Origin of the sequence: Paraburkholderia sp. EG287B (assembly GCF_040965595.1) — a bacterium.
Classification (GTDB): domain Bacteria; phylum Pseudomonadota; class Gammaproteobacteria; order Burkholderiales; family Burkholderiaceae; genus Paraburkholderia.
The window spans coordinates 120852-147615 of the sequence record NZ_JBFRCG010000011.1; the positions used below are offsets into that span (position 1 = coordinate 120852).

26 protein-coding genes are annotated in these 26764 nt (G+C 65.6%); 19 read left to right on the forward strand and 7 right to left on the reverse strand.

The features are described 5' to 3' along the window. Positions 1 to 21 precede the first annotated feature (21 nt). Complete coding sequence (locus AB4Y40_RS21085) at positions 22 to 783, reverse strand: phytanoyl-CoA dioxygenase family protein (RefSeq protein ID WP_368689428.1); 762 nt, start codon at positions 781 to 783, stop codon at positions 22 to 24. A gap of 524 nt (positions 784 to 1307) precedes the next feature. Between AB4Y40_RS21085 and AB4Y40_RS21090 the strand changes: the two genes are divergently transcribed. Further along, a complete protein-coding gene (locus tag AB4Y40_RS21090; RefSeq protein WP_368689429.1) occupies positions 1308 to 1676 on the forward strand; it encodes a hypothetical protein in 369 nt (122 codons plus the stop codon). Between the two features lie 124 nt (positions 1677 to 1800). On the opposite strand, the gene metK is transcribed toward AB4Y40_RS21090, so the two are convergent. Further along, positions 1801 to 2991, reverse strand: coding sequence for a methionine adenosyltransferase (metK, locus tag AB4Y40_RS21095; protein ID WP_368689430.1), 1191 nt, complete (start codon positions 2989 to 2991; stop codon positions 1801 to 1803). 272 nt (positions 2992 to 3263) lie between these two features. On the opposite strand from metK, the gene AB4Y40_RS21100 reads away from it, so the two are divergent. The 9 genes from AB4Y40_RS21100 (at position 3264) to hslU (ending at position 12719) form a co-directional block, all read left to right on the forward strand. Further along, positions 3264 to 4151: a lipid A biosynthesis lauroyl acyltransferase gene (locus tag AB4Y40_RS21100; RefSeq protein ID WP_368689431.1), complete on the forward strand. Its 888-nt coding sequence runs from the start codon at positions 3264 to 3266 to the stop codon at positions 4149 to 4151. 58 nt (positions 4152 to 4209) lie between these two features. Continuing rightward, entirely contained in the window at positions 4210 to 5076 is an 867-nt protein-coding gene (gene dapF / locus AB4Y40_RS21105; protein WP_368689432.1) for a diaminopimelate epimerase, read from the forward strand. 130 nt (positions 5077 to 5206) lie between these two features. Beyond that, positions 5207 to 5890 carry a DUF484 family protein gene (locus tag AB4Y40_RS21110; RefSeq protein ID WP_368689433.1) on the forward strand — a complete coding sequence of 228 codons (684 nt, stop codon included), beginning with the start codon at positions 5207 to 5209 and terminating at the stop codon, positions 5888 to 5890. Between the two features lie 57 nt (positions 5891 to 5947). Further along, positions 5948 to 6850, forward strand: a complete 903-nt coding sequence (gene xerC / locus AB4Y40_RS21115; protein ID WP_368689579.1) for a tyrosine recombinase XerC — start codon at positions 5948 to 5950, stop codon at positions 6848 to 6850. Between the two features lie 64 nt (positions 6851 to 6914). Next, a complete protein-coding gene (locus AB4Y40_RS21120) occupies positions 6915 to 8129 on the forward strand; it encodes a class I SAM-dependent rRNA methyltransferase (protein ID WP_368689434.1) in 1215 nt (404 codons plus the stop codon). Between the two features lie 221 nt (positions 8130 to 8350). Further along, positions 8351 to 9436, forward strand: coding sequence for a GTP-binding protein (locus AB4Y40_RS21125; protein WP_368689580.1), 1086 nt, complete (start codon positions 8351 to 8353; stop codon positions 9434 to 9436). Between the two features lie 596 nt (positions 9437 to 10032). Then, entirely contained in the window at positions 10033 to 10452 is a 420-nt protein-coding gene (gene dksA / locus AB4Y40_RS21130) for an RNA polymerase-binding protein DksA (RefSeq protein ID WP_322031516.1), read from the forward strand. 344 nt (positions 10453 to 10796) lie between these two features. Then, positions 10797 to 11333 (forward strand): ATP-dependent protease subunit HslV, encoded by a 537-nt coding sequence (hslV, locus tag AB4Y40_RS21135; RefSeq protein ID WP_238465739.1) that lies wholly within the window; start codon positions 10797 to 10799, stop codon positions 11331 to 11333. Between the two features lie 36 nt (positions 11334 to 11369). Further along, on the forward strand, positions 11370 to 12719 hold the full coding sequence (hslU, locus tag AB4Y40_RS21140; RefSeq protein WP_368689435.1) for an ATP-dependent protease ATPase subunit HslU: 1350 nt from the start codon (positions 11370 to 11372) through the stop codon (positions 12717 to 12719). Positions 12720 to 12792: 73 nt separating this feature from the next. Here hslU and AB4Y40_RS21145 read toward each other — a convergent pair whose 3' ends face one another. Continuing rightward, positions 12793 to 13335 carry a response regulator transcription factor gene (locus tag AB4Y40_RS21145; protein ID WP_028203192.1) on the reverse strand — a complete coding sequence of 181 codons (543 nt, stop codon included), beginning with the start codon at positions 13333 to 13335 and terminating at the stop codon, positions 12793 to 12795. Between the two features lie 18 nt (positions 13336 to 13353). Further along, positions 13354 to 14787 carry an ATP-binding protein gene (locus tag AB4Y40_RS21150; RefSeq protein ID WP_368689436.1) on the reverse strand — a complete coding sequence of 478 codons (1434 nt, stop codon included), beginning with the start codon at positions 14785 to 14787 and terminating at the stop codon, positions 13354 to 13356. A 117-nt stretch (positions 14788 to 14904) separates the two neighbouring features. Here AB4Y40_RS21150 and AB4Y40_RS21155 point away from each other — a divergent pair, with 117 nt between their 5' ends. After that, complete coding sequence (locus tag AB4Y40_RS21155) at positions 14905 to 16578, forward strand: hypothetical protein (protein ID WP_368689437.1); 1674 nt, start codon at positions 14905 to 14907, stop codon at positions 16576 to 16578. Here the strand turns inward: AB4Y40_RS21155 and AB4Y40_RS21160 are convergent. Continuing rightward, positions 16568 to 16804 (reverse strand): cysteine-rich CWC family protein, encoded by a 237-nt coding sequence (locus AB4Y40_RS21160; protein WP_368689438.1) that lies wholly within the window; start codon positions 16802 to 16804, stop codon positions 16568 to 16570. The genes AB4Y40_RS21155 and AB4Y40_RS21160 overlap by 11 nt on opposite strands. 322 nt (positions 16805 to 17126) lie before the next feature. On the opposite strand from AB4Y40_RS21160, the gene argB reads away from it, so the two are divergent. From argB to AB4Y40_RS21200, 8 genes are all read left to right on the forward strand, one after another. Further along, entirely contained in the window at positions 17127 to 18026 is a 900-nt protein-coding gene (argB, locus tag AB4Y40_RS21165; protein ID WP_368689439.1) for an acetylglutamate kinase, read from the forward strand. Positions 18027 to 18078: 52 nt separating this feature from the next. After that, the gene (locus AB4Y40_RS21170; RefSeq protein ID WP_368689440.1) at positions 18079 to 18882 is read left to right on the forward strand and encodes a pyrimidine 5'-nucleotidase; all 804 of its coding nucleotides are present in this window, start codon (positions 18079 to 18081) and stop codon (positions 18880 to 18882) included. A gap of 45 nt (positions 18883 to 18927) precedes the next feature. Beyond that, complete coding sequence (gene slmA / locus AB4Y40_RS21175) at positions 18928 to 19614, forward strand: nucleoid occlusion factor SlmA (protein ID WP_368689441.1); 687 nt, start codon at positions 18928 to 18930, stop codon at positions 19612 to 19614. A gap of 58 nt (positions 19615 to 19672) precedes the next feature. Then, positions 19673 to 20263, forward strand: coding sequence for an HdeD family acid-resistance protein (locus AB4Y40_RS21180; protein ID WP_368689442.1), 591 nt, complete (start codon positions 19673 to 19675; stop codon positions 20261 to 20263). 313 nt (positions 20264 to 20576) lie between these two features. Then, positions 20577 to 21722 (forward strand): homoserine O-acetyltransferase, encoded by a 1146-nt coding sequence (locus AB4Y40_RS21185; RefSeq protein ID WP_368689443.1) that lies wholly within the window; start codon positions 20577 to 20579, stop codon positions 21720 to 21722. Continuing rightward, complete coding sequence (gene metW, locus AB4Y40_RS21190; protein WP_133188307.1) at positions 21719 to 22327, forward strand: methionine biosynthesis protein MetW; 609 nt, start codon at positions 21719 to 21721, stop codon at positions 22325 to 22327. The genes AB4Y40_RS21185 and metW overlap by 4 nt, the downstream gene beginning before the upstream one ends. A gap of 81 nt (positions 22328 to 22408) precedes the next feature. Then, complete coding sequence (locus tag AB4Y40_RS21195) at positions 22409 to 23803, forward strand: AmpG family muropeptide MFS transporter (RefSeq protein WP_368689444.1); 1395 nt, start codon at positions 22409 to 22411, stop codon at positions 23801 to 23803. Next, positions 23800 to 24915 carry a M48 family metallopeptidase gene (locus AB4Y40_RS21200; protein ID WP_368689445.1) on the forward strand — a complete coding sequence of 372 codons (1116 nt, stop codon included), beginning with the start codon at positions 23800 to 23802 and terminating at the stop codon, positions 24913 to 24915. The genes AB4Y40_RS21195 and AB4Y40_RS21200 overlap by 4 nt, the downstream gene beginning before the upstream one ends. A 30-nt stretch (positions 24916 to 24945) precedes the next feature. Here the strand turns inward: AB4Y40_RS21200 and AB4Y40_RS21205 are convergent, their stop codons facing one another. Together AB4Y40_RS21205 and AB4Y40_RS21210 are read right to left on the reverse strand one after the other, a co-directional pair. Further along, complete coding sequence (locus AB4Y40_RS21205) at positions 24946 to 25725, reverse strand: exodeoxyribonuclease III (RefSeq protein WP_368689446.1); 780 nt, start codon at positions 25723 to 25725, stop codon at positions 24946 to 24948. Positions 25726 to 25811: 86 nt separating this feature from the next. Next, on the reverse strand, positions 25812 to 26648 hold the full coding sequence (locus tag AB4Y40_RS21210; protein WP_368689447.1) for a PPK2 family polyphosphate kinase: 837 nt from the start codon (positions 26646 to 26648) through the stop codon (positions 25812 to 25814). Positions 26649 to 26764 lie beyond the last annotated feature (116 nt).

Here is a 26764-nt window from a genome sequence, read left to right on the forward strand (position 1 = left end):
CGCCAGCACGGCAGCGTCGGCTCAGAACTTCACCTCGGGCTTCGACGCCGAGCGCGTGCCCGGCAGCGGCACGTTGCTCGCGCCGTGATAGGTGTACACGAGCGAAAACTTCACCTGATCGCTCTGGTTCTGCCCCGCCGAATGCAGCGTGTTGCAGTGGAAGAACACCACGTCGCCGGCGGCGAGCGTCGGGGCAATGGCGCGGTCGATCCACACCTTGTTCTCGGGCAGGTCGGCGCGGAAGAATTTGGCGGCGTCGAACTTGTCCGAGGTGAACGGCGCGTCGTGCGAGCCCGGCACGAACCACAGGCCGCCGTTTTCCATCTTCTCCGGCCCGAGCGCGAGCCAGACCGACACGAGGTCGTCGCGCTCGAACGACCAGTAGCGCACGTCGCGGTGCCAGCCCGTCAGGCTGCCGTAGTGCGGGTGCTTCGTCATCATGCAGTTGTGATGCGCGCACGACAGGACCGGCTCCTCGCCGAAATACAGTTCCATCCACCCCGCGATCTCCGGCGAAGTCGCCCACTCGCGATACAGCGCGTGGCGCGAGTACGCGTCGAGCAGGCGCCGCACCGTATGGCCGCCGGGAGCGTGCTTCGATTCGGGCGCGCCGGGGTAGCGCAGATCGGCTTCGAATTCGAGCGGCGCGGCAGCCGCCTGCAACTGCTCCTGAGCAACCCGCTTGATCGCCTCGCAGCGCTCGGGCGAGACGAGCCCCGGCACGACCACGAAGCCGCGCTCGCGCAGCGCCTGCACCTGTTCTTTCTTTGACTGGACTGACATGGGACTTCCGTTATGCGATCTCGATGCGAGCAAGGGCCGCAGCCTGCGTTCGCCGCTTCGTCAAACGACAAGCGTGCGGCGTCGGCGCGCGCCGACTTCATCGATTGTAAAGCGTGCCGGCACAGCGGGAAGGACCACGCGCTCACACGAGGTGGCTCCATGCGCGCCGCGCATCGAGCCGCACGCGAATGGCGCGCGCGCACCGCGATGAAGACAAAGGGCGGGATCGCATGCATCAAAGACGCGCAGGGCCGGGTATTAACGGACTTTCTGCCGTCATGATTCGCGTGTAGCCTGTCGCGATGTTGTTTGACTTCACCGAATTCTCATCGCACGGACGGATCGCCGTGAACGCCTTGCCCACAAGGTGCTCCAACAGAAGAATCCGTCGCGTCGCGTCCTACGCCGCGCCATGCGGCCCGTCTCCCGTCCACCGAGATCGTGACGCCCTGGAAGACAGGCACGTTTGCTGCTCGACGCATAGCGTCGCGCAAGGCGCACCTCGAACCGATTGCTCAACCGCCATGCATACCCTCTTCAATACTCAACGCATGACCCACGCCGCCCACACCGCGCTGAAAGCGGCACGCCCCGCCCGCCGTCACCTGGTGCGCGCACTGCGACACCATGCCGCCCGCACCCGCGCGCTCACGCAACAAGTGCGCGAAGCGAAGCCCGTCGACGGCATGCGCACCTGGTTCCACTCGTTCTTCGCCGTGCTGCGCATGCGCTCGGGCGCGCGCCACTTCTCGCTGCGCACGCTGCTCTATCGTCCGAATGCGCCGCTGCGCACGCTCGCCGCGCCGTCCACGGTTCACGTGACGCGCAGCACGCGCAAGCCGCGCCGTATGGGCGCGAGCAGCACAGGCTGGTTCGGTTTCGCGATGCGCTGAGACGCGCGCGGTCCGCTCCGCGCAATCCGCAGAAAACAAAAAAACCCCGCACGGGCTTGCGCCCTGCGGGGTTTTTCTTCGCTTTCTTGACTCAAGCCGGCGTGAGGCCGGCTCTTGCAAATGCTTACGCGACGGCTGCGCTCACCGGCTCCGTGCCGGCGGCTTCGGCCAGAACCAGCGCCTTGTCGGTCGCTTCCCACGAGAATTCCGGCTCTTCGCGGCCGAAGTGGCCGTAGGCGGCGGTCTTTTCGTAGATCGGGCGCAGCAGGTCGAGCATCTGGATGATGCCCTTCGGACGCAGGTCGAAGTGTTCGCGCACGAGCTTCGTGATGGTCGCGTCCGAAACCTTGCCGGTGCCGAACGTGTTGACCATGACCGAGGTCGGCTCGGCCACGCCGATGGCGTACGACACCTGGATCAGGCAGCGCGACGCAAGGCCGGCGGCCACGATGTTCTTCGCGACGTAGCGGCCAGCGTAGGCTGCCGAGCGGTCCACCTTCGACGGATCCTTGCCCGAGAACGCACCGCCGCCGTGCGGGGCTGCGCCGCCGTACGTATCGACGATGATCTTGCGGCCCGTGAGACCGCAATCGCCCTGCGGGCCGCCGATCACGAAGCGACCGGTCGGGTTCACGAGGAACTTGATGTCGCCCTTGATCAGCTCGGACGGCAGCACCGGCTTGATGACTTCTTCGATCACGGCTTCGCGCAGCGTGCCGAGGTCGATGTCCGGCGAGTGCTGGGTGGAGAGCACGACGGTGTCGATGGCGTGCGGCCGGCCGTCGACGTAGCGAATCGTGACCTGCGACTTCGCATCCGGACGCAGCCACGGCAGACGGCCGTCGCGGCGCAGGTTCGACTGGCGCTCGACCAGACGGTGCGACAGGTGGATCGGCAGCGGCATCAGTTCGGGCGTTTCGTCGCACGCATAGCCGAACATCAAGCCCTGGTCGCCGGCGCCCTGGTCGAGGTTGTTGTCGTGCGCGCGGTCCACGCCCTGGGCGATGTCCGGCGACTGCTTGTCGTAGGCGACGAGCACCGCGCAGCCGCGGTAGTCGATGCCGTAGTCGGTGTTGTCGTAGCCGATGCGCTTGATGGTGTCGCGCGCGACCTGGATGTAGTCGACGTTGGCCGTCGTGGTGATTTCACCGGCCAGCACGACGAGACCCGTGTTGCACAGCGTTTCCGCTGCAACGCGCGAGTACTTGTCCTGCGTGAGGATGGCGTCGAGGATCGCGTCCGAGATCTGGTCGGCGACCTTGTCCGGATGGCCTTCGGAGACGGATTCGGAGGTGAAGAAATAGTCGTTTGCCACGTGTCTAGCTCCTTGTAGCTGGTGACGGTTGAGTTCACGTAGCCAGCTTCGGGAGCTTTGAAGCGGCGACGCTTTAGCGGAATTGCTGCCCGGTTGCCATGATTCGCGTTCGATCACGCGTAGTTCACAGCCCACCGGCTTCGCCCCGCAAGTTGTCTATTAACTCGGCGAAGCACTTATTATAGCGACTTCCTTAAATTGTCGCAGAGTCTCCCCCGCGTGCCGCCCATCGCCCCTTCCACAGTTCGCAAGCCCTGCCGCGGAGTTGCCGCATGATAGGCAAACTCGGCTCCCGTTTCGCCATCGGCCTGCTCAAGCTGTTTGCGATCCTGCCCTATGGCTTCGTCGCGCGTCTGGGCGACGGCCTCGGCTGGCTGCTCTACCAGATCCCGAGCCGGCGCAAGCGCGTCGTTCATACGAATCTGCGCCTGTGCTTCCCCGAGTGGAGCGACGAAAAGCGCGAGGAAGTGGCGGGGCTGCACTTCCGTCATGCGATTCGCAGCTATATGGAGCGCAGCGTGCAATGGTTCGCCTCGGCGCAGAAGCTCGAAAAAATCGTCGAGCTCGACAGCGAGATCGATCTCACCGATCCGAACCTGCCGCCGACGCTCTTTCTCGGCCTGCACTTCGTGGGCATCGAGGCGGGCTCCATGTTTCTGAACTACTCGCTGCACCGGCCCTGCGGCTCGCTCTACCAGCCGTTCTCGAACCCCGAGTTCGAAGCCGCGGCCAAGGCGGGACGCAGCCGTTTCGGCGCGGAAATGGTGAGCCGCGCGGACAGCGCGCGCGCCGTGCTGCGCTGGCTGCGCGACAAAAAACCCGTGATGCTCGGCGCCGACATGGACTACGGCATGCGCAATTCCACGTTCGTGCCCTTCTTCGGCGTGCCGGCGTGCACGCTCACGGCGGTGGGACGTCTGGCGAAGGTGGGTCATGCGCAGGTGGTACCGTTCATCGGCGAGGTGTTGCCCAATTACAAGGGTTATCGGCTGAAAGTGTTCAAACCTTGGGAAAATTATCCGACCGGCGACGACGATCTCGACGCGCGCCGCATGAACGCCTTCCTCGAAGAACAGATTCCGCACATTCCCGAGCAGTACTACTGGGTCCACAAGCGCTTCAAGACGCGGCCGCCAGGCGAGCCGAGCGTCTATAACTGAACTTCGCGCACACGATCGAGGCCCGGGTTTTCGCCCGGGCCTCGCTTACAATGACGGCATGAAACTCAAATTCACCAAGATGCACGGCGCGGGCAACGACTTCGTCGTGCTCGACGGCTACAGCCAGGACCTCGCGCTCACGCCCGAGCGCGTGCGCGCGCTCGCCGACCGCCACTTCGGCATCGGCGCGGATCAGTTGCTGCTGGTCGAGAAGCCGACCGTCGAAGGCGTGGACTTCCGCTATCGCATCTTCAATTGCGACGGCGGCGAGGTCGAGCATTGCGGCAACGGCGCGCGCTGCTTCGTGAAATTCGTGCGCGACCGCAAGCTCACCGCTTCGAACCGCGTGCGCGTGCAGGTGCAGAAGGGCACGATCACGCTCGTCGTGCAGGAAAACGGTGAAGTCGTCGTCGACATGGACCGCCCCGAGTTCGAACCGGCACTCGTGCCGTTCAACGCGAACGGCCTCGAAGGCCGCCGCGAAGGCAACGACACGCTCTGGCCGCTCGACGTGAACGGCGCCCGGCGCTGGGTGTCGGTCGTCTCGATGGGCAACCCGCACGCGGTGCAGGTCGTGGACGACGTCGAGGCGTACCCGGTGAAGGCCGAAGGCGCGGTCATCGAAACGCATGCGCGTTTCCCGAACAAGGTGAATGCCGGTTTCATGCAGATCGTTTCGCGCCACGAAGTGAAGCTGCGCGTATTCGAGCGCGGCGCAGGCGAAACGCTCGCGTGCGGCACGGGCGCATGCGCGGCCGTGGCGGCGGGCATTCGCCGCGGGCTGCTCGACACGCCCGTAAAGGTGCATACCCACGGCGGCCTGCTGACCATCGCCTGGGACGGCGCGCGCGACGAATCCGCCGCGCTCACCATGGCGGGCCCGGCTGCCACGGTGTTCGAAGGCGAGATCGAGCTGGCCGACTGACACGCACCATCGGCCTCGTGCGGCGCGCGCAATGAGAGAACGTCGCGCTGTACGAATACCCGAAAACCATCCACCGCATGACAGACCGCGCGCCGCCGTGCGCGCCTCACAACTACAACGCGTCCACAACATGAACGATCGCGAAGTTGCCGACTATCTGCTCGCCCACCCCGATTTTTTCGTTGAGCACGCCGAACTGCTCGCGACGATCAAGCTAGGCAATCCGCATGGCAAGGCTGCCGTCTCGCTGCAGGAGCGCCAGATGGAAATGCTGCGCGAGAAGAACAAGCATCTCGAGCGGCGTCTCTCCGAGCTGCTGCGCTACGGCCACGAGAACGATTCGATCGCCGCGAAGTTCAACCGCTGGACCACGCGCATGATCGCCGAGCGCGATCCGTACGCGCTGCCGCGCTCGATCACGCAGAACCTGCGCGACGTGTTCGACATGCCGCAAGCCGCGCTGCGCGTGTGGGACGTGGCCGAGTCCTACAGCCAGGCCGACTTCGCACGCCATACCGGCGAGGAAGTGCGCATCTTCGCGAACAGTCTCGACACGCCGTATTGCGGCGCGAACACCGGCTTCGAGGCCGCACAATGGCTCGACTCGAGCGACGGCGCCGCCGAATCGGTTGCGATCATCGCACTGCGCGCCCCCGCAGTGGCCTCGAACGACGCGCCAGTGGGCGAAGCCTTCGGCCTGCTGGTGATGGGCTCGCCCGACCCGCGCCGCTTCCACGAAGGCATGGCCACCGACTTTCTCACGCAGATCGGTGCACTGGCGAGCGCGGCGCTCTCGCGCCTGCTGCCGCACTGACACCCGCCCAGGCCGCCCAACGTGAACCCGACCGATCCGATCGCCGACTATCTCGCGATGCTCGAACACGAACGGCGGCTCTCGGAGCACACGCTGCGCGGCTACACACATGAACTCGGCGAGCTGAAGAAGCTCGCCAACGGCAAGCCGCTCGAAACGGTCACCGCCGCGCAAGTGCGCGGCGCGGTGGCGCGCGCGCATGCGGGCGGCCTCTCGGCGCGCTCGATCGCGCACCGGCTCTCGGCCTGGCGCGCCTTCTATCGCTGGCTCGCGGGGCGCATCGAGATGGACGCGAATCCCGTGGCCGCCGTGCGTGCACCCAAGCGCGCCAAAACGCTGCCGAAGGCGCTTTCCGTCGACGACGCCGCGCATCTCATGGAAGCGCCGGCCGTCGCTGGCACGGAAGAAGGCCGCCCCGAGGCGCTGCGCGACCGCGCGATGCTCGAGCTGTTCTACTCGTCCGGGCTGCGCCTCGCCGAACTCGTGGGCCTCGACGTGCGTTACGTGAAGCGCGACGGCTACGAATCGGCGGGCTGGCTCAAGCGCGACGCCGCCGAAGTCGAGGTGCTGGGCAAGGGCAATCGTCACCGCATGGTGCCGGTCGGGCGCAAGGCGCTCGACGCGCTCGACGCCTGGCTCGCCGCCCGCAGTGCCTTCGTGAAGCACGACGACGCCCCGCTCTTTCTCTCCGTGCGCGGCAACCGCATGGCGCCCGGCGTGGTGCGCGAGCGCGTGAAGCGCGCCGCCATCGCGGCGGGCATTCCCGCGAACGTGCACCCGCACGTGCTGCGGCACTCGTTCGCCACGCATCTGCTGCAGTCGAGCGGCGACCTGCGCGCCGTGCAGGAACTGCTCGGCCACGCGAGCATCTCGGCCACCCAGGTCTATACGTCGCTCGACTTTCAGCATCTCGCGAAGGTCTACGACACCGCGCATCCGCGCGCCAAGAAGCGCGATTGATACGCTACGGCGCTCGCGCAACGCTGCGCGATAGCAGTGCCGTTACCCCAGCATCGAAGCCATCATGAATATCGTCACCCTCAAGCCGTCCAAAGAAAAATCCCTGCTGCGCCGCCATCCGTGGGTCTACGCAAACGCGATCGACCACGTGGAAGGCAAGCCCGCGCCAGGCGCGACCGTCATCGTGCGCGCGGCCGACGGCCGCTTTCTCGGGCGCGCCGCCTACAGCCCGCATTCGCAGATCCGCGCGCGCGTGTGGAGCTTCGACGAAAACGAGCCGATCGACCACGCGTTCTTCAAGCGGCGCGTGCAGCGCGCCGTGGCGGACCGCCGCGCGATGGTGAGCGGCACGGGCGCGGTGCGCCTGATCTTCGGCGAGGCCGACGGCCTGCCCGGCCTGATCGTCGATTACTACATCGAAGACGGCGGTGATGTTGCGCAAAGCGGCCGCGGCCAACTCGTGTGCCAGTTCATGGCAGCGGGCGTCGAGGCGTGGAAGGAGGCGATCGTCGCCGCGCTCACGTCGGCCACCGGCTGCCCGAACGTGTACGAGCGCTCGGACGTGTCGATCCGCGAAAAGGAAGGGCTCGAACAGATCACCGGCCTGCTCGCCGGCGACGAACCGCCCGCCACGATCATCACGAGCGAGAACGGCGTGCGCTATCACGTCGACGTGCGCAACGGCCACAAGACCGGCTTCTACGTGGATCAGCGCGACAACCGCGCGCTCGTGCAGACCTACGCGCGCGAGCGCGAGGTGCTCAACTGCTTCTGCTACACCGGCGGCTTCTCGCTCGCGGCCATGAAGGGCGGTGCGAAACGCGTGGTGTCGATCGATTCCTCGGGCGAAGCGCTCGCCACGGCGCAGAAGAACGTCGAGGCGAACGGCTTCGACGCCGCGCTCGCCGCCTGGCTCGATGCCGACGCCTTCAAGACGCTGCGCCGCCTCTACGACGATGGCGAGCGCTTCGACCTCGTGGTGCTCGATCCGCCCAAGTTCGCAGCCTCGCGCGAGCACGTGGACCGCGCCGCGCGCGCCTACAAGGACATCAATCTCACGGGTTTCAAGCTGCTGCGTCCGGGCGGTCTGCTGTTCACGTACTCGTGCTCGGGTGCGATCGATTCGGCGCTGTTCCAGAAGATCGTGGCCGGCGCCGCCGCCGACGCAAAGGTGGACGCGCGCATCCTCAAGCGCCTTGGCGCGGGTGTGGATCACCCGCTGCTCACGGCGTTCCCGGAAGGCGAATATCTGAAGGGCCTGCTGTTGCAAATCGCCTGAGGCGGCCTTACTTGAGGCTTTTCGGCGACGCGCCGGAACGCCTTTCGGGCCGCCTGTTCGCGCCCCGATTGGGCCTCGCGCCCGGCCGCCGCATGCGGGCGCGGCGCAGATATGTTTCAATAGGAAGTTATGTTGTAACACTCGAAGGCAGCGACAGCACGAAGCGGCGCGCCTGAACGTACCCCTCGAACACCTACCAGGCAGACAGCATGGCAACCAGCATGATTCCCGTCACCATCCTGACCGGCTTTCTCGGCAGCGGCAAAACCACGCTGCTCAAGCGCATCCTGAACGAGAAGCACGGCATGAAGATCGCCGTGATCGAGAACGAGTTCGGCGAAGAGAACATCGACAACGAAATCCTCGTGCAGGACAGCACCGAGCAGATCATCCAGATGAGCAACGGCTGCATCTGCTGCACGATTCGCGGCGACCTCGCGCGCGTGCTCGGCGACCTCGCGCAGCAAAAGCGCGACGGCAAGCTGGACTTCGACCGCGTGGTGATCGAAACCACCGGCCTCGCCAATCCGGGCCCGGTCGCGCAGACCTTCTTCATGGATAACGAGATCGCCGACGAATTCCTGCTCGACGCGATCATCACGCTCGTGGACGCCAAGCACGGCAACCATCAACTCGACGAGCACGAAGTGGTGCAGCGCCAGGTCGGTTTCGCCGACCGCCTCTTCATCACGAAGGCCGACCTCGTCGACGAGAATGAACTCGCCGACCTGCGCCATCGCGTGCTGCACATGAACCCGAAGGCGCAGATCCGCCAGGTCAATTTCGGCGAGGCCGACATCAAGGAAGTGTTCGACCTGCGCGGCTTCAACCTGAACGCCAAGCTCGAAATCGACCCCGACTTCCTCGCCGAAGACGATCACGCTCATGCGCATCACGATCATGACCATGACCACGCGCATGATCATGACCACGCCGATTGCGACCACGATCACGGCCAGTGCAGCCACGAAGGCCACGATCACGGCCACCACCATCACGCGCACCACGACGACAAGATCAAGTCGTTCGTCTACCGCAGCGACCGTCCGTTCGATCCGAACCGCCTCGAAGACTTCCTCGGCGGCATCCTGCAGATCTACGGCGAGCGCCTGCTGCGCTACAAGGGCGTGCTCTACATGAAGGGCGTGGACCGCAAGGTGGTGTTCCAGGGCGTGCACCAGATGATGGGCAGCGACCTGGCCGCCAAGTGGCTGCCGATCGAGAAGAAGGGCAGCAAGATGGTGTTCATCGGCATCGAGCTGCCGCAGGACCTCATCACCGACGGGCTCGACGCCTGCCTCGCCTGACCGGCTTCCCCGCTTTTCCCGATACGCCCGGCCCGCTGCCGGGCGTTTTCGTCTGGAGTTTGTGCACTGCGACGCGAGAGCCGAGCCAAGTTTGCGGCCGGCGCAAAGAATTCCTTCTGGTTCTGTGCGTCAAATAACGTACCCGACCATCGCTTTTTCACGATTGGCGCGTTATATTTTCTGGATATCGACCGGTTCGCAAACGGCCTGGCGACCGGCGGGTCACAGCAGGGATTTCCCGCTTGCGGCGCGAGTTTGCGGTTCGGTTACAATACGGCCCCACTGGAAGAGAGGTGCCCCGGAATTCAGCCGAGGGACACCCCGCCGGCAGCGCATCGCGTCGCAGCGCGCAGTCGGTACGATATATGCCTCAGGAGCATCTGATGACCGGTTTCCAGAGGAGTTCGGCCCCGCAGCGGCGCTTCGGGCGTCACGACAGTTCATCGTCCGTGCCCGCCAGCGCGCATATAACGGCGCGGTAACTGCGCCTGGCAAAGTGGTAAAGGTTGGTAACGGCCACCGCGGCCACTGCGGGCAACACAAAAGTGCAGGCAAGATGTGCCAGTTTTGCCTCACTCATTGAAGAAGCAAGCCAGATGACGACGAAACGACTCTTGACCGAAGCCGAAATCCTGAAGATGGGCGACAAGGATTACATGAACGAGGATCAGCTCGCCTTCTTCAAGAACCGGCTCGAACAGCTGCAGGCGGAAATCCTCCGCAATGCGGGCCAGACCACCGAGAATCTGCGCGAAACCGTGATCGTTCCCGATCCGGCCGACCGCGCGACGATCGAAGAAGAGCATGCGCTCGAGCTGCGTACGCGCGACCGCGAACGCAAGCTGCTCAAGAAGGTGCAGCAATCGCTCGCGCGCATCGATTCCGGCGACTACGGCTGGTGCGAAGAAACGGGCGAGCCGATCGGCATCCCGCGTCTGCTCGCGCGTCCGACCGCCACGCTCTCGCTCGAAGCGCAAGAGCGCCGCGAACTGCGCCAGAAGCTGTTCGGCGATTGAGCTTTTTTCTGGCCGCGAAGCCCTGCTTGCGCGGCTAGCGACTTGCCTTCCCTGTCGAAGCGCACGGAGCCCCGTGCGCTTTTTTCTTTTGCGCGCGCCGTTCCACACCGGCGATCGCGCCGCCGTGCCGTTTTCTGCGCCCGCGGCCCTTGATATGCCCATCGCCGCCCTAAACTGCAACTGATATGCGCTCGCGGCGCGCGAGAAGCGCGTGCGACGCACCCGGATTCAGGGCGGCGGCGCCCGCAGCGTGCACGGCGCGCGGGTACCGCGGCGCCCACCCGAAAGCGGCAGGCACACCACCTTCGCATCCAACCCGGCATCAACGGTAAAAAGGAACGCACATGGAGCAATTTCACGGCACGACGATCGTATCCGTGCGGCGCGGCGACAAGGTCGCGCTCGGCGGCGACGGCCAGGTCACCCTCGGCAACATCGTCATGAAGGGTGGCGCGAAGAAGGTCCGGCGCATTTACGGCGGCAAGGTCATGGTCGGCTTCGCCGGCGGCACCGCCGACGCGTTCTCGCTGCTCGACCGCTTCGAAGCCAAGCTCGAAAAGCATCAGGGCAACCTCACGCGCGCCGCCGTCGAACTCGCCAAGGACTGGCGCACCGACCGCATGCTGCGCCGCCTCGAAGCCATGCTGATCGCCGCCGACGCGACCACCACGCTCGTGATCACCGGCAACGGCGACGTGCTCGACCCCGAGGAAGGCATCTGCGCGATCGGTTCGGGCGGCGCGTATGCGCAGGCCGCGGCCCGCGCGCTCGTGGAGAACACCGAACTCTCGCCGCGCGAGATCGTCGAAAAATCGCTCGAGATCGCGGGCGACATGTGTATCTACACGAATCACAACCGCGTGATCGAAACCATCGAATAACTCGCCAACCGACCGTACCGACGAGAAGGAATCAGGATGAGCACCATGACCCCCGCCGAGATCGTCTCGGAACTCGACAAGCACATCATCGGCCAGGCGAACGCGAAGAAGGCCGTGGCCGTCGCGCTGCGCAACCGCTGGCGCCGCCAGCAGGTCGCCGACCCGCTGCGCCAGGAAATCACGCCGAAGAACATCCTCATGATCGGGCCGACGGGCGTCGGCAAGACCGAAATCGCGCGGCGTCTCGCGAAGCTCGCGGATGCGCCGTTCATCAAGATCGAAGCGACCAAGTTCACCGAAGTGGGCTACGTGGGCCGCGACGTGGACAGCATCGTGCGCGACCTGATCGAAATCTCGGTGAAGCAGACGCGCGAAACGGAAATGCGCAAGGTGCGCAGCAAGGCCACGGATCAGGCCGAAGACCGCATCCTCGACATCCTGCTGCCGACGGCGCGCCCGGTAGGCTTCGGTTCGTCCGATGCGGCGAGCCACGCCGAAAGCGGCGACAACACCACGCGCCAGACCTTCCGCAAGCGCCTGCGTGAAGGCCAGCTCGACGACAAGGAAATCGAGCTGGACGTCGAGCAGCCGCAAGTGGGCATGGACATCATGGGCCCCCCGGGCATGGAAGACATGACCGAGCAGATCCGCTCGATGTTCGCCAATCTCGGCGGCGGCAAGAAAACCCGCCGCAAGGTGAAGGTCAAGGAAGCGCTCAAGCTGCTGACCGACGAGGAAGCCGGCAAGATGCTCAACGACGAAGAGGTCAAGCAAAAGGCCGTGCAGAACGTCGAGCAGAACGGCATCGTGTTCCTCGACGAAATCGACAAGATCGCCTCGCGCAACAACGAAGGCAGCGGCGGCGAAGTGTCGCGTCAGGGCGTGCAGCGCGATCTCCTGCCGCTCGTGGAAGGCACGACCATCAACACGAAATACGGGATGGTGAAGACCGATCACATCCTGTTCATCGCGAGCGGCGCGTTCCATCTCTCGAAGCCGAGCGATCTGATTCCCGAACTGCAGGGCCGTTTCCCGATTCGCGTGGAACTCGACTCGCTCTCCGTGAAGGACTTCGAAGCGATTCTGGTCGCGACCGACGCGAGCCTCGTGAAGCAGTATCAGGCCCTGCTCGCAACCGAAGACGTGCAGCTCGATTTCGCCGAAGACGGCATTCGCCGCCTCGCGGAAATCGCCTTCTCGGTGAACGAGAAGACCGAGAACATCGGCGCGCGCCGTCTTTACACGGTGATCGAAAAGCTGCTGGAAGATGTCTCGTTCGCGGCCGGCAATCACGCGGGCAAGAGCGTGATCATCGACGCCGCCTATGTCGACAATGCACTCGGCGAAGTGGCGCAGGACGAAGACCTGTCGCGTTACGTGCTCTAAACGTTACGCATGGCGCATGAAAAAGGGACCCCGCGGGGTCCCTTTTCTTTTGCCGCGCCTTGGGCAGCCGTGCTTACTGGCGCACCGGGCGCTTCGCGAGCTTGCGCTGCAGCGTGCGCCGGTGCATGTTGAGCGCGCGCGCCGTGGCCGAGATGTTGCCGTTGTGCTCGGCCAGCACGCGCTGGATGTGCTCCCATTCGAGGCGCGCGACCGAGAGCGGCGCCGGGTGCTCGATGGCCTCTTCGGCCTGCATGGCGCTCGCATCGCTTTGGAGTGCCGAGAGAATCATCTCGACGTTGGCGGGCTTGGCCAGATAGTTGTCCGCACCGTCCTTGACGGCCTGCACCGCCGTGGCGATGCTCGCGTAGCCCGTGAGCACGAGCATGCGTGCGTCCGGCTGCAGTTCGCGCAGCGGCGCGATGAGCGACAGGCCTGAGTCGTTGCCGAGATGCAGGTCCACGGTGATCTGCGAGAACTTCTGCTGGTTGGCGAAGCGAATCGCCTCTTCCGCATTGTGTGCCTGCTTCACCTCGAAGCCGCGCCGCGTGAGGCCGCGCGTGAGGATGTCGGAGAACACTTCGTCGTCGTCGATGACCAGAAAACTCATATCGCTCATGCCTAATTCTCCGTGTTGTTACGCGGCGTCGGGCCGGGTCGGCCCCTCGCCTGATCCAATCTCCGAACCCGCGGGCGCGGCGCCCTCGCGCGCCGCCGCGGAGTTCGCCTGACCCGCCTTGACCGGCTTCGCCGGCAAGCGCAGCACCGCACGGGTGCCGCGCGGACGGCGCGTGCGCATACCGCTGCCCGTTACGGCCCCGGCCGACGTCTCGTCATCCGCGCCGCTCACTTCGCCCGATGCGCTGCCGGGCGGCGTGACGTTGTTGAGCTCGATCGAGCCGCCAAGCCGCGCCGCCGACGAAAACGCCAGATACAGCCCGACGCCGTGGCCGCCCTGGGTGCTGTCCACGGGCGCGGCGCCCAGCGAGGCGCGCAGCGACGACGGAATGCCGGGCCCCGCATCGCAAACTTCGAAATCGACGTAGCCGGCTCGCGCGGCCGCATAGGCGCGCAGCGTCACGAAATCGCGGCTGGCGCGCGCGGCGTTGTCGAGCAGGATGGTGAGGATCTGGCCAACGGCGACGGTGTCGTCGAGGGCGAAGTCGCCCGGTCCATTGTCGAGGAGTTCGAACTTCACGTGCGGATGACGCAGGCGCCATTGCTCGACGAACGGCCCGAGCCATTCGCTCACGAGCTGGCGCGCGCCGGTGGACGATGCGCGGCTCCTCAGCCGTGCGAGCGCCGAGGTGCAAAGCGAGATCTGCTTGTCGAGCAGTTCGAGGTCGGCGGCATACGGTTCGAGGCCCTTGTCCGTGCGCGCGACGTCGCGCAGTTCCTCGGTGAGCATGGCGATGGTCGAGAGCGGCGTGCCGATCTCGTGCGCCACGGTGGCGGCCTGCACGCCCAGCGCCACGGCACGCTCGTCGCGCAGCAGGCGCTGCTGTGCGTCGCCGAGCGCGGTGTCGCGCTGGCGCAGCGCGCGCGACATACGCGCGACGAACCACACGATCAGGCACACGCTCACCATGAAGTTCACCCACATGCCCGCGCGATAGTAGTCGAACAGGTTGGCGGGATTGTCGAGATTGAGCGGCACGTTGTCGAAGCCGAGCAGCACGTAGCAGGCCACCGCGAAGGCCGCGAGCCAGGCAGTGAGATACCACGGCAGCACGGCGGCCGCGATGGCGAGCGAGGGCAGGTAGAGCGAGACGAACGGATTGGTCGTGCCGCCGGAAAGAAAGAGCAGCGCGGAAAGCGCGCCGAGATCGACCCAGAGCTGGCCGAACAGTTCGAGATTCGATTCGGGACGATCCTGCGTGACGCGCAGCCAGGTCACGCCGTTGAACGCCACTTCCATGGCGATCACGAACAGCATGGCGGGCAGCGGCAACTGCACGCCGATGAAGAGTTGCACGAACGCGATCGTACAGAGCTGGCCGATGATGGCGAGACTGCGCAGCCAGAACAGATGGCTGAGATTGACGCGAGCACTGACGGTTATGCGATGCATGCTGTCAGTTTACCGGTTAAGACTTATCTGATTCATCATCTTGAAAGGGTTTGCTTCAATCTATGTCATCCGCCGACCACTTTTGCTTCAGCGCTTTCTGACAAGCCAGACGGAACAATGCAAGCCTCGCCCCCTGACGTACTCCACACCGTGCGCGATCTCTTTCTCGATTTCATCGACGCTGCGGCGGCCAGTGGAACCGGCAAGGCGACCGATGCGTCCGCACACGAATTGCTGGCCGCCACGCGCGCAGCGCTGAGCGGCCTCGACGACGACGCGCTCATGCGCATCGCCGCTCGCGCACAGGACAGCGCCCTCGCGCAAGAAGCCGTACGCCTGAGCGCCGCGATCGCCCGGCTCGCTCCGGAGCGGGCCGCCGCGTGGTTCGCAGCGGGCCTCGCACTGCAGTTTGCAAACCGTCATGCCGAAGCGGTAGAACCTTACCGCCACGCGCTGGGAATCGCGCGTACGTTTCCAAATCTGCGCAACAATCTTGCAACAGCTTTGATGCAGATCAATTTTGGAGACCGCGAGATTCTGTCGCTGCTCGAAGAAACGGTCGCCGAAGAGCCCGCCAACGTCAACGCCTGGATCAACCTGGCGCGCGTGTTCCCAACCGATACCGACGCGGCGCGTCCACTCCACGCCAGTCGCCGCGCGCTCGAACTCGCACCGCAAAGCCCGCTCGCCCTGAACAACCATGCGATGGCCTGCAAGGAAACGCAGCAGTGGGACGAGGTCGAATGCGCCGCACGCGCCGCCTGCCAGTATGCGCCGAACGACGCATCGCTACGCTCGAACCTGTCGATGACCCAGCTTCTGCGCGGCAACTATGCCGAGGGCTGGCCCGGCCACGAGATGCGCTGGCAGGGGTCGAGTGAGCTGGCCATGGGCCGCCCGCTGTTCCCGAAGCCCGAGTGGCGAGGCGAGCCGCTCGCGGGCCGCACCTTGCTGGTATGGGGCGAACAGGGCATGGGCGACCTGCTGCAATTCTGCCGCTACGTGCCCTTGCTCGCCGAACGCGTGCATCGCGAAGGCGGCCGGCTCGTCTGGAATTCGTTTCCGCAGATGGGCGCGCTGCTCGCACGAAGCCTCGGCCACCATTGCGATCTGTACTGCGCGGGCGGCCCCGTCGAAAACCTGCCGCCCTACGATTGCGAAGTCTCGCTGTTGAGCCTGCCGCTCATCTTCGGCACCGAGGAAGCGACGATCCCGGGCCCCACCGGTTATCTCAAGGCCGATCCCGAGGCGGCGGCGCGCTGGCGCGAATGCCTTGCGGGCGAACCGCGCCTGAAGGTTGGGCTCGCGTGGACGGGGAGCCTCACGCACAAACGCAATCCGTTTCGTCGCGTCGGGCTCGAACGGTATGCCCGGCATTTCGGCGGCATCGAGGGCGTGGCGTTCTATTCGCTGCAGCCCGGCGCACAGCAGGACATCGCCGCGGCGCGCGCAGCGGGCTTCGAGGTGACCGACTTCAGCGCCCAGTGGAAGACCTTCGACGACACCGCCGCGTTCGTCGACGCGCTCGACCTGGTGATTTCAGTGTGCACGTCGAGCGCACACCTTGCGGGCGCGCTCGGCAAGCGCGTCTGGGTGCTGCTGGACGTGAATCCGCATTGGGTCTGGCTGCTGGATCGGCGCGACAGTCCGTGGTATCCGAATACCCGGCTGTACCGTCAGAAGGCGTTCAGACAGTGGGAGCCCGTGCTCGACGAGGTGAGCGCCGATCTCGCGGCGCTCGCGCACGGCGCGCAACGCAACGCGCAACTCGGCGCGCCATTCATGGCATAACGCTTCTGCCCTTCGGCGCGGCGCCCGCTGCCGGCGCCGCCGCCGCCGCGAGGCATTCGGGGCAGAGGCAGCGCCCGCGCGGGTCCAGCTCGCTCGCGGGCAAGGCGGGCAGCGACTTGCACCAGCAATCGAAGGGTTCGGTGTTCCTGCCGCAATCGAAGCTGTTGCCGCAGCGCGGGCAGCGGGCGCTTTTCATGCCGGTGGCGGGCACGGCGGAGGCGGTCATGGCGCGCACTCCTCTCGAAGCCATGGGTTGGCGACAGAAAGATGATGCCACAGCCCGCGCGCGGGTCCTGCGCCTCGCTTGTCACGCCCGCCTTTCCCTGCCGATTTCGCCCCGTTTTGCGGCGCCGCCGATACGCTCGCGCCCGTGTTGCGCATGTGCCTCGCGAAGCGCCCGATGCGCGTCGTTTTCCCCGCCGTTTTCCCTGCTGCACCGCGCCAGTCCTGTACAATCCGGCCTGTTTCGACCGTTTTGCGGCCGCGTTCTTCGTCCGCGGATTTTCGTCCGCGAGTTTCGTCTGTTTTTCGTCCAAGTCTCCGCCGCCATGTCCGAGCCCATCGACCTTTCGCAGATCGCCCCCACCCTGAAAGCCGAAATTCTGGCCGAAGCGCTGCCTTACATTCGCCAGTATCACGGCAAGACCGTCGTCATCAAGTACGGCGGCAACGCCATGACCGAAGAGCGGCTCAAGCAGGGCTTCGCGCGCGACGTCATCCTGCTCAAGCTCGTGGGCATCAATCCGGTCATCGTGCACGGCGGCGGCCCGCAGATCGACACGGCGCTCAAGAAGATCGGCAAGCAAGGCACGTTCATCCAGGGCATGCGCGTGACCGACGAAGAAACCATGGAAGTCGTCGAGTGGGTGCTCGGCGGCGAGGTGCAGCAGGACATCGTCACGCTCATCAACCACTTCGGCGGCCACGCGGTCGGCCTGACCGGCAAGGACGGCGGCCTGATCCACGCGCGCAAGCTGATGATGCCGGACCGCGACAACCCCGGTCAGTACGTCGACATCGGCCAGGTGGGCGAAGTCGAGGCGATCAACCCGGCGGTCGTGAAGGCGCTCCAGGACGACGCGTTCATTCCAGTGATCTCGCCGATCGGCTTCGGCGAAGACGGCCTCTCGTACAACATCAACGCCGACCTCGTGGCGGGCAAGCTCGCCGTGGTGCTCAACGCCGAAAAGCTCGTGATGATGACGAACATCCCGGGCGTGATGGACAAGGCAGGCAATCTGCTCACCGACCTCTCGGCGCGCGAAATCGACGCGCTCTTCGAAGACGGCACGATCTCGGGCGGCATGCTGCCGAAGATCTCGTCGGCGCTCGACGCGGCCAAGAGCGGCGTGCGCTCGGTGCACATCATCGACGGCCGGATCGAGCACTCCGTGCTGCTGGAAATCCTGACCGAACAGCCGTTCGGCACGATGATCCGCTCGCACTAAGCTCCTTGCTCCCGGCGGCGGCGCGGTGCCGCCGCCGCGTCTCACGTCCGCGATGACCGACTCCAGCCTTCATGCCAGGCGTGCCCGGCGCCGGCCGCGCCGCGTCGCCCGTACAGCGGGCGCCCCCACCTCGCGCGGCCCGGGCTACGGCGCCCCCACCTCGCGCGGCCCGAGCTACGGCGCCCCCGTCTGGCTATTCGATCTCGACAACACGCTGCACAATGCGTCGCGCGCAATCTTCCCGGCCATCAACGCCGGCATGACGCAGTACATCGTCGACGCGCTCGGCGTGAGCCGCGACGAAGCCAATCACCTGCGCACGAGCTACACGCGCCGCTACGGCGCGACGCTGCTCGGCCTCACGCGCCATCATCCGATCGACCCGCACGACTTCCTCAAGGTTGTGCACACCTTCGACGACCTGCACGGCATGCTGCACGCCGAGCGCGGCCTCGCCCGCACGCTCGGCGCGCTGCCCGGGCGCAAGATCGTGCTCACCAACGGCCCCGAGGACTACGCGCACGCGGTGCTCGCGGCGCTCGGCATCGAGCGGCTGTTCGAACGTGTGATCGCCATCGAAGGCATGCGCTCGCGCAGCCACTGGCGCGCCAAGCCCGACTGCGCGATGCTGCGCGGCACGCTGCGCCGGGCGGGCGTGGCGCTCGCCGATGCGATCCTGATCGAAGATACGCGCAGCCATCTCAAGCGCTACCGGCGCCTCGGCATCCGCACCGTCTGGATCACCGGGCATTTGCCCCCGCACTTGCCGGGTACCGGCAGGCCGCACTATGTCGATCGTCGCATTCGTTCGCTAAAATCCCTGAAACCAGGCCTGCAGTCGGGACGCTCGAAGTAAAACGGGGGAGCGCCAACCCAGAGGCCAACGCCAGGGACGATATCCATGCAGCCGACAGAAACGCGTGAAGCAGTCGAAGCAGCAGAATCGCCGGGCGCGGCCCGCCGCGCCCCCCGCCCGAAACCGGGCGAACGCCGTATCCACATTCTCCAGACGCTCGCCACCATGCTCGAGGCGCCGCGCGGCGAGAAAATCACCACCGCGGCATTGGCCGCGCGCCTGGGGGTTTCCGAGGCCGCGCTGTACCGCCATTTCGCGAGCAAGGCCCAGATGTACGAGGGCCTGATCGATTTCATCGAGCAGACGCTTTTCGGGCTCATCAACCAGATCGTCGAAAAAGAGCCGAGCGGCGTTCTGCAGGCGCGCGCGATCGCCCTGATGCTCGTGAACTTTTCCACACGCAACGCCGGCATGACCCGCGTCCTGACCTGCGAAGCCCTTGTGGGCGAGCACGAACGCCTCGCCGAGCGCGTGAACCAGATGCTCGATCGCGTCGAGGCGTCGCTGCGCCAGTGCCTGCGCGTCGACCTCGCGCAGGAGGCCGAGCGCAGGGCAGTTTCGGGGTCTGACCATGTCAACGCGAAGCCGGCCGCCAAGGGATACGATCCAACGGTCCGGGCGAATCTGGTCGTGCGCTATGTGATCGGTTGCTGGCATCGCTATGCGCAAAGCGGTTTCACTCGCTCACCGAGCGAGCACGCCGACGAGCAGATCCGCATCATTCTTCAATAGCGGCCGCGGGGCGTCTTTCCGTGGCGGCTGCTCGCGTCGCTACAAGGAGAACCGTCACATGAACCGTCCCGTTCCTCCGCTCGGCCTGCCGCCCATCCTGACGGGCCTCTCCGCCCATTGGGGCTGGCTCATCGCGCGAGGCATCGCCGCGATCGTCTTCGGCGTGCTTGCCTTCTCGCTGCCCGGGCTCACCGTGCTCACGCTCGCCATCGTCTGGGGCGCCTACGCCCTCGTCGACGGCGCGTTCGCGCTCATCTACGGCGCGCGCGGCGGCGGCACGCGGCGCTGGACCTACATCATCATCGGTCTGATCGGCGTGATCGCCGGCCTCGTGGCGTTCTTCTGGCCCGGCGAGACCGCCATCGTCCTCGTGATGATCATTGGCGTGTGGGCGTTCTTCACGGGCATCTTCGAGATCGTCTATGCAATCCAGTACCGGCACGCCATCGCGCATCCGTGGGCGGTCGGGATTTCGGGGCTGCTCTCGGCCACGGTAGGCTTTTTCTTCGCGATGTTCCCAGGCGCTGGCGCGCTCTCGCTGATCTGGGTGATCGCCGCCTATGCGGTCCTCTACGGCCTCCTGATGATCATCGCGGCCTTGCAACTGCGGCGCTGGCGCAACGCGCATCCTTCTGCGCCCGTGAAGTGATAAGGCTTCGCGGCCTCGCGCGGTGCGCGGGCACGTGAAGGGACGGTGCAAAAGCGCCGGGGCGGCATCGCGCCGCCCCGGCTCGCCTTTCCCGTGCGGCGCGTCGCTTTGCACTTTTTCCGATATACTCTGCGTTCCTTTTGCAATACCCACGCGCCGATTTGCTGACTCGATTGCGGGCGCGTGAACTCTCAAGGCCAGGGCCCGGGAGTTCGATATAAATGCGGCTAAAGAGGTCGTCAGCTGCGCCAACCCTTTCGCACTCCGCGCCCGCCGACACCGTTTAGCCGCCCGAAAAACCAAGGCGGAACGAATGGAATCGATCGGCATCGTCGCTCCTCAAACACTGCATTTCGACGAGCCTCTGCAATTGCAGAACGGCACGGCGCTGGCCGGGTACGACCTCGTGGTCGAAACCTACGGCACGCTCAACGCCGCGCGCAGCAACGCGGTGCTCGTCTGTCACGCGCTCAACGCGTCGCACCACGTGGCGGGCGTCTACGAGGACGACCCCAAAAATGTGGGCTGGTGGGACAACATGGTCGGCCCGGGCAAGCCGCTCGACACCAACCGCTTCTTCGTGATCGGCGTGAACAATCTCGGCTCGTGCTTCGGCTCGACCGGCCCGATGAGCATCGACCCGGCCACCGGCCAGCCCTATGGCGCGAAGTTTCCGGTCGTGACCGTCGAGGACTGGGTGGACGCCCAGGCGCGCGTGGCCGATCGCTTCGGCATCGAGAAGTTCGCCGCGGTGATGGGCGGCAGCCTTGGCGGCATGCAGGCGCTTGCATGGAGCCTGCGCTATCCGGATCGCCTCGGCCACTGCATCGTGGTCGCCTCCACGCCCAAGCTCTCGGCGCAGAACATCGCGTTCAACGAAGTCGCGCGCTCGGCCATCCTCTCGGACCCCGACTTCCATGGCGGAGACTACTACGCCCGCAACGTGAAGCCGCGCCGCGGCCTGCGTGTCGCGCGCATGATCGGCCACATTACCTATCTGTCCGACGACGACATGGCCGAGAAATTCGGCCGGGCGCTGCGCCGTGCGGAAGGCGCCGAAAACGCCTACAACTTCAACTTCGAGGTGGAATTCGAAGTGGAGTCGTACCTGCGCTATCAGGGCGACAAGTTCGCCGACTACTTCGACGCCAACACCTACCTGCTGATCACACGCGCGCTCGATTACTTCGACCCCGCCAAGGCGTATGACGGCGACCTCACGCGCGCACTCGCGCACACGAAGGCGAAATACCTCGTGGCGAGCTTCGCGACCGACTGGCGTTTCGCGCCGGCGCGCTCGCGCGAACTCGTGAAGGCGCTGCTCGATCACAAGCGCCAGGTGACCTACGCGGAAATCGACGCGCCGCACGGCCACGACGCCTTCCTGCTCGACGACGCGCGCTATCACAATGTGGTGCGCGCTTACTACGAACGTATTGCTGCTGAGGTGGGCGCATGAACCAGAGCGCTTTCGACAGTCTTTCCGCCCGTCCCGACTTTCGCACCATCGCGCGCTGGATCGAACCGCGCGCGAAGGTGCTCGACCTCGGCTGCGGCGACGGCTCGCTGCTCTCGCTGCTCACCGAGGAGCTGGAGTGCACGGGCTACGGCATCGAGATCAACGACGCGGGCGTGCTCGCTTCGGTGAAGAACGGCATCAACGTGATCCAGCAGAATCTGGAAGACGGCCTGCGCCTGTTCGAGGACGCGAGCTTCGACTTTGCGATCCTCTCGCAAACGCTGCAGACCATTCACCAGACGGCCGCCATCCTGCGCGAGACGGCGCGCGTGGGCAAGGAGTGCATCGTCTCGTTCCCGAACTTCGGCTACTGGCCGCACCGGCTTTCGGTGCTGCGCGGCCGCATGCCGGTTTCGAAGTCGCTGCCCTACCAGTGGCATAACACGCCGAACGTACGTGTTCTCACGGTGAAGGACTTCGAGGCGCTCGCGCCCGAGGTGGGCGTCGAGATTCTCGACCGCGCCGTGCTCCATGGGGGTCAGACCGTTCGTTGGGGTGTGAACTGGCGTGGTAGTCTTGCGGTCTATCGCGTGAGAAAAAAATGACGCCGTGCGCGGCGTCGCGTGTTTTTCTGCCCGACCGGTTCACCTGGAACCGCACCCAACACCGCCGCCGCTAACGACGACATGCAGAATCCGCCCCACGAGGCACCCGCTCTTACCGCTCACGAATCCCACCCCGGCTGGCGTGCGTATCTGAATACGCACATGCTGATCTGCGTGTTCCTCGGCTTTACCTCCGGGCTGCCGCTCTTCACGCTCGTCTATCTGGTGCAGGCGTGGCTGCGCTCAGAGGGCGTCAATCTCAAGGAGATCGGCCTCTTCGCGCTGATCCAGTTCCCCTACACCTGGAAGTTCGTCTGGGCGCCGCTCATGGACCGCTACGTGCCGCGCCTGCCCGGCTGGCGCCCGGGGCGGCGGCGCGGCTGGATGCTCGTCACGCAGATTCTCGTGGCGCTCGCCATCGGCACGCTCGGCTACGTTTCGCCGAAAGATTCGATCTGGACTGTGGCCGCGCTCACCGCGCTGGTGGCGTTCTTCGGCGCGAGCCAGGACATCTCCATCGACGCCTACCGGCGCGAACTGCTCACCGATACGCAGCAGGGCCTCGGCAACGCCGTGCACGTGAACGCCTACAAGATCGCGGCGCTCGTGCCGGGCTCGCTCGCGCTGATCCTCTCCGATCATCTGCCGTGGAGCACCGTATTCGTCGTGACGGCGGCGTTCATGATTCCAGGCATGATCATGACGCTCGTCGTGAAAGAGCCCGAAGTGCACGGCGCGCCGCCCAGGAACCTGCGCGAAGCGATCGTGCAGCCGTTCGCCGAATTCGTGCGCCGCGACGGTCTCGCCGCGGCACTGTTTGTGCTCGCCTTCATCTTTCTCTACAAACTCGGCGACACGATGGCGACCACCCTGTCCACATCGTTCTTCCTCGACATCGGCTATTCGCGCACCGAGATCGGCGTGATCGCCAAGATGACGGCGTTCGGCGCAAGTCTCGCGGGCGGCATCATCGGCGGCGTGGCGCTCGTGAAGATCGGCATTGGGCGCGGGCTGTGGATCTTCGGCTTCCTGCAAATGATTTCTACTCTGGGTTTCGCGTGGCTCGCGCAGCTCGGCGCTGGATCGCCCTCGCTCGCCGCCATCTACGATGCCGTGCTCGCCGTGAGCCATGCGGTTGCGTGGGCCGCGGGTCTCTTCGGCGCCACCGTACAGTTCACGCTCGACCCGCGCGCCGTTGCGCTCGCGCTCGTGTACGGCTTCGAGACCTTCGCAACGGGACTCACGCTCGCCGCGTTCACTGCCTATATTGCAAGCACGACCGATCCGCGTTACACCGCCACGCAGTTCGCACTCTTCACGAGCCTCGCCTCCGTGCCGCGCACGCTGGCCTCCGCCGCGAGCGGCTACGTGGTCGCGAAGATCGGCTGGTTCGACTATTTCATCGTCTGCACGGTGCTCGCGGTACCGGGTATGCTCCTGCTCATTCGTATTGCCCCGTGGAGAGTCCGGTCGTGAGCACGCATGAGACCGTCGCGCAAAGCCCGCGTGCGCCGCTGTGCAGCGGCGAGCGCGCTCGCGCGCTCGTGCTGGCGCTCGCCGCCGTCTTGCCGGGTCTTTGCGCATGGAATGCCTGGGGTGCCGAAAACCCGGCCGCCACGAGCGCCCCGGCGAGCGTGCCGGCCAACCCTGCCACGCCGCCAGCAGGCAGCGCCGCGAGTGCAGGCAATGCCGCAACGAACCCGACGAACGGCGCGGCGAACAGCGCGAACGCAAGCGTCGCGCCGGGCAGCGTCGCCCCCGGCGCACCGAACACGGGCCGTGTGGTGCGCTTTGGCAACGCCGCCGTGTACCGCAACCTGATTCCCTCGCCGATGCTCGAAGCGCAGGCCACGGCAGAGTTCAACGAGATCGTGCGCGGCGCGGCCCATTCGAACCGCCTCTATGCCGAAAGCGATCCGCACGTGCAGCGCGTGCGGGCGTTCGTCGACCGGCTCGCGCCTTACTCGCTGAAGTGGAGCGATCGCGTCAAGAACTGGAAGTGGGAAGTGGCGGTGATCCGCTCGAACGACATCCGCATGTACGCGCTGCCGGGCGGCAAGATCGTCGTGTATGGCGGCCTGCTCGATCGCGTGAAGCTCAACGACAACGAGTTCGGCATGCTGCTCGGCCACGAGATCGCGCATGCGGTGCGCGAGCACGTGCGCGAGCGCCTGGGCGAACAACAGGCCGCGCAGATCGAATCGGGCTCCGTGCCGCAGCTCTTCGGGCTCGCGGATCTCGGCGTGTTTCCGCTCGGCATCGGCTCGCAGCTCGTGGAGATGCACTACGGCCGCGCCGACGAAACCGAAGCCGACGTGATCGGCAGCGATATCGCCTCGCGCGCGGGCTTCGATCCGCGCGCGGCGCTCACGCTGTGGGACAAGCTCGCGGTGGCGACGCGCGCCGACCGCGATCAGGGCTTCATCTACGTGCATCCGTACACGCCGGCGCGGCGCGCCGATATCGCCAAGCGCCTCGCCGACATGATGCCGCTCTACGCCAAGGCGATCGGCAAGCCGCTCGCCGAGTTGCCCGACTACGAGGGCATCCCGGCCGTGCAGAAGCGCAAGGTGGTGTCGGCGCCCTGAAAGCGGTTTCACAGCGCGCCGGTGTGAGCGTCAGCTCTTGACCTTGTAGTCGTAGTCGATGGTCAGCGGCGCGTGGTCGCTGAACTTGATGTCCTTGAAGATCGACGTCTTCTTCGCCTTGTGCGCAATGCCGGGCGTCGCGATCTGATAGTCGATACGCCACCCCACGTTCTTCGCATACGCCTGGCCGCGATTGCTCCACCACGTGTATTGCTCGGGGCGCGCGTCGAGCGTGCGGAACACGTCCACGTAGCCCACGTCGTCGAACAGGCTCGTGAGCCATGCGCGCTCTTCGGGCAGGCAGCCGGAGTTCTTCTGGTTGCCCTTCCAGTTCTTGATGTCGATTTCCTTGTGGACGATGTTCACGTCGCCGCACAGGATCACTTCGCGCTCACGCTTGAGTTCCGCGAGATGCGGCATGAATGCGTCCATGAAGCGGTACTTCGCGGCCTGACGCTCGTCGCCGCTCGAGCCCGAAGGCACGTACACGGAGATCACCGAGAGCTTGCCGAAGCGCGTTTCCACATAGCGCCCTTCCGGGTCGAACTCCTCGCTGCCAAAGCCGATGATGACGTCGTCGGGCTCGTGGCGCGAATAGACGCCCGCGCCGCTATAGCCCTTCTTGACCGCATGCTGGAAGTAGCCCGTGAAGTCGTGCGGGGCGAGGAATTCAGGCGTCATGTCGTCCTGCGAGCACTTGATTTCCTGCACGCAGAGCACATCGGCCTTCTGTTCGCCGAACCATTCGAAAAAGCCCTTCTTCGCCGCCGAGCGGATGCCGTTCAGATTCGCGGTGATCACACGCAACATGTCTTCTTTCCTCTTGATTGTGCGTTGCCTCGCACGGCGCGCCGAACCGGAATTGCGCCGCGCCGCGCGAAGGAATACGGTCGGTCTCAGTCGATCTTGAGACCCTTGAGTTCGGCCTTGGCCGGCGGAAATTCGAGCTTCAGACTTTCCATCAGGCGCAGCAGCAGTTCGGCCACCATGAGGTTGCGGTGCGACTTCGAGTTCGCGGGAATTACGTACCACGGCGCGTATTCAGTGGAGGTGGCCGCGAGCGCGTCGTGGTACGCGGCCTGATAGGCGTCCCAATGCTTGCGCGCTTCGAGATCGGATACGTCGAATTTCCAGTGCTTGGTGGGGTCGTCGATGCGCGCCTGGATGCGGCTGCGCTGCTCGTCCTTCGAGATGTGCAGCATGCACTTGATGATCGACGTGCCGCTCTCGGCGAGCAGCGCCTCGAAATGGCGGATCTGCCGGTAGCGGCGCTCGCACTCGGCCGGGTCGATCTGGCCGATTACGCGCGGCACGAGCACGTCTTCGTAGTGACTGCGGTTGAATATCGCCAGCTCACCCGCCGCGGGCACCTGCAGGTGCACGCGCCAGAGAAAGTCGCGCGCGGCCTCGATGGGCGTCGGCGCGCGAAACGGCACGATGCGCAGGCCGAGCGGATCGACCTCGTGAAACACGCCGCGGATCGTGCCGTCCTTGCCGCTCGTGTCCATGCCCTGCAACACGAGCAGCACGCGCTGATGGCGCTGCGAATGCAGACGCTCCTGCAACACGTCGAGCTGGTTGCCGATCTCGGCGAGCCGGTCGCGGTCGGCGTCCTTGCTGCCGGTCGAGAACGGTTTCACGGCGGGGTCGAGCGCGTTGAGCGAGAACGACCCCGCCTTCTTGTCGCTGAAGTACGGCACGCGGTAATCGTCGAGACTCGGGATATGGGACATGCGTTGTTCTCCTCTCTCTCGTGAATTTGACGGCGCCAGCGCCGTTGCCCGCCTGAAGCGGCAAGGCGGCGCCGCACTGCTACGCACGACGCCGCCTCGCAAGCATGCCCGAATCA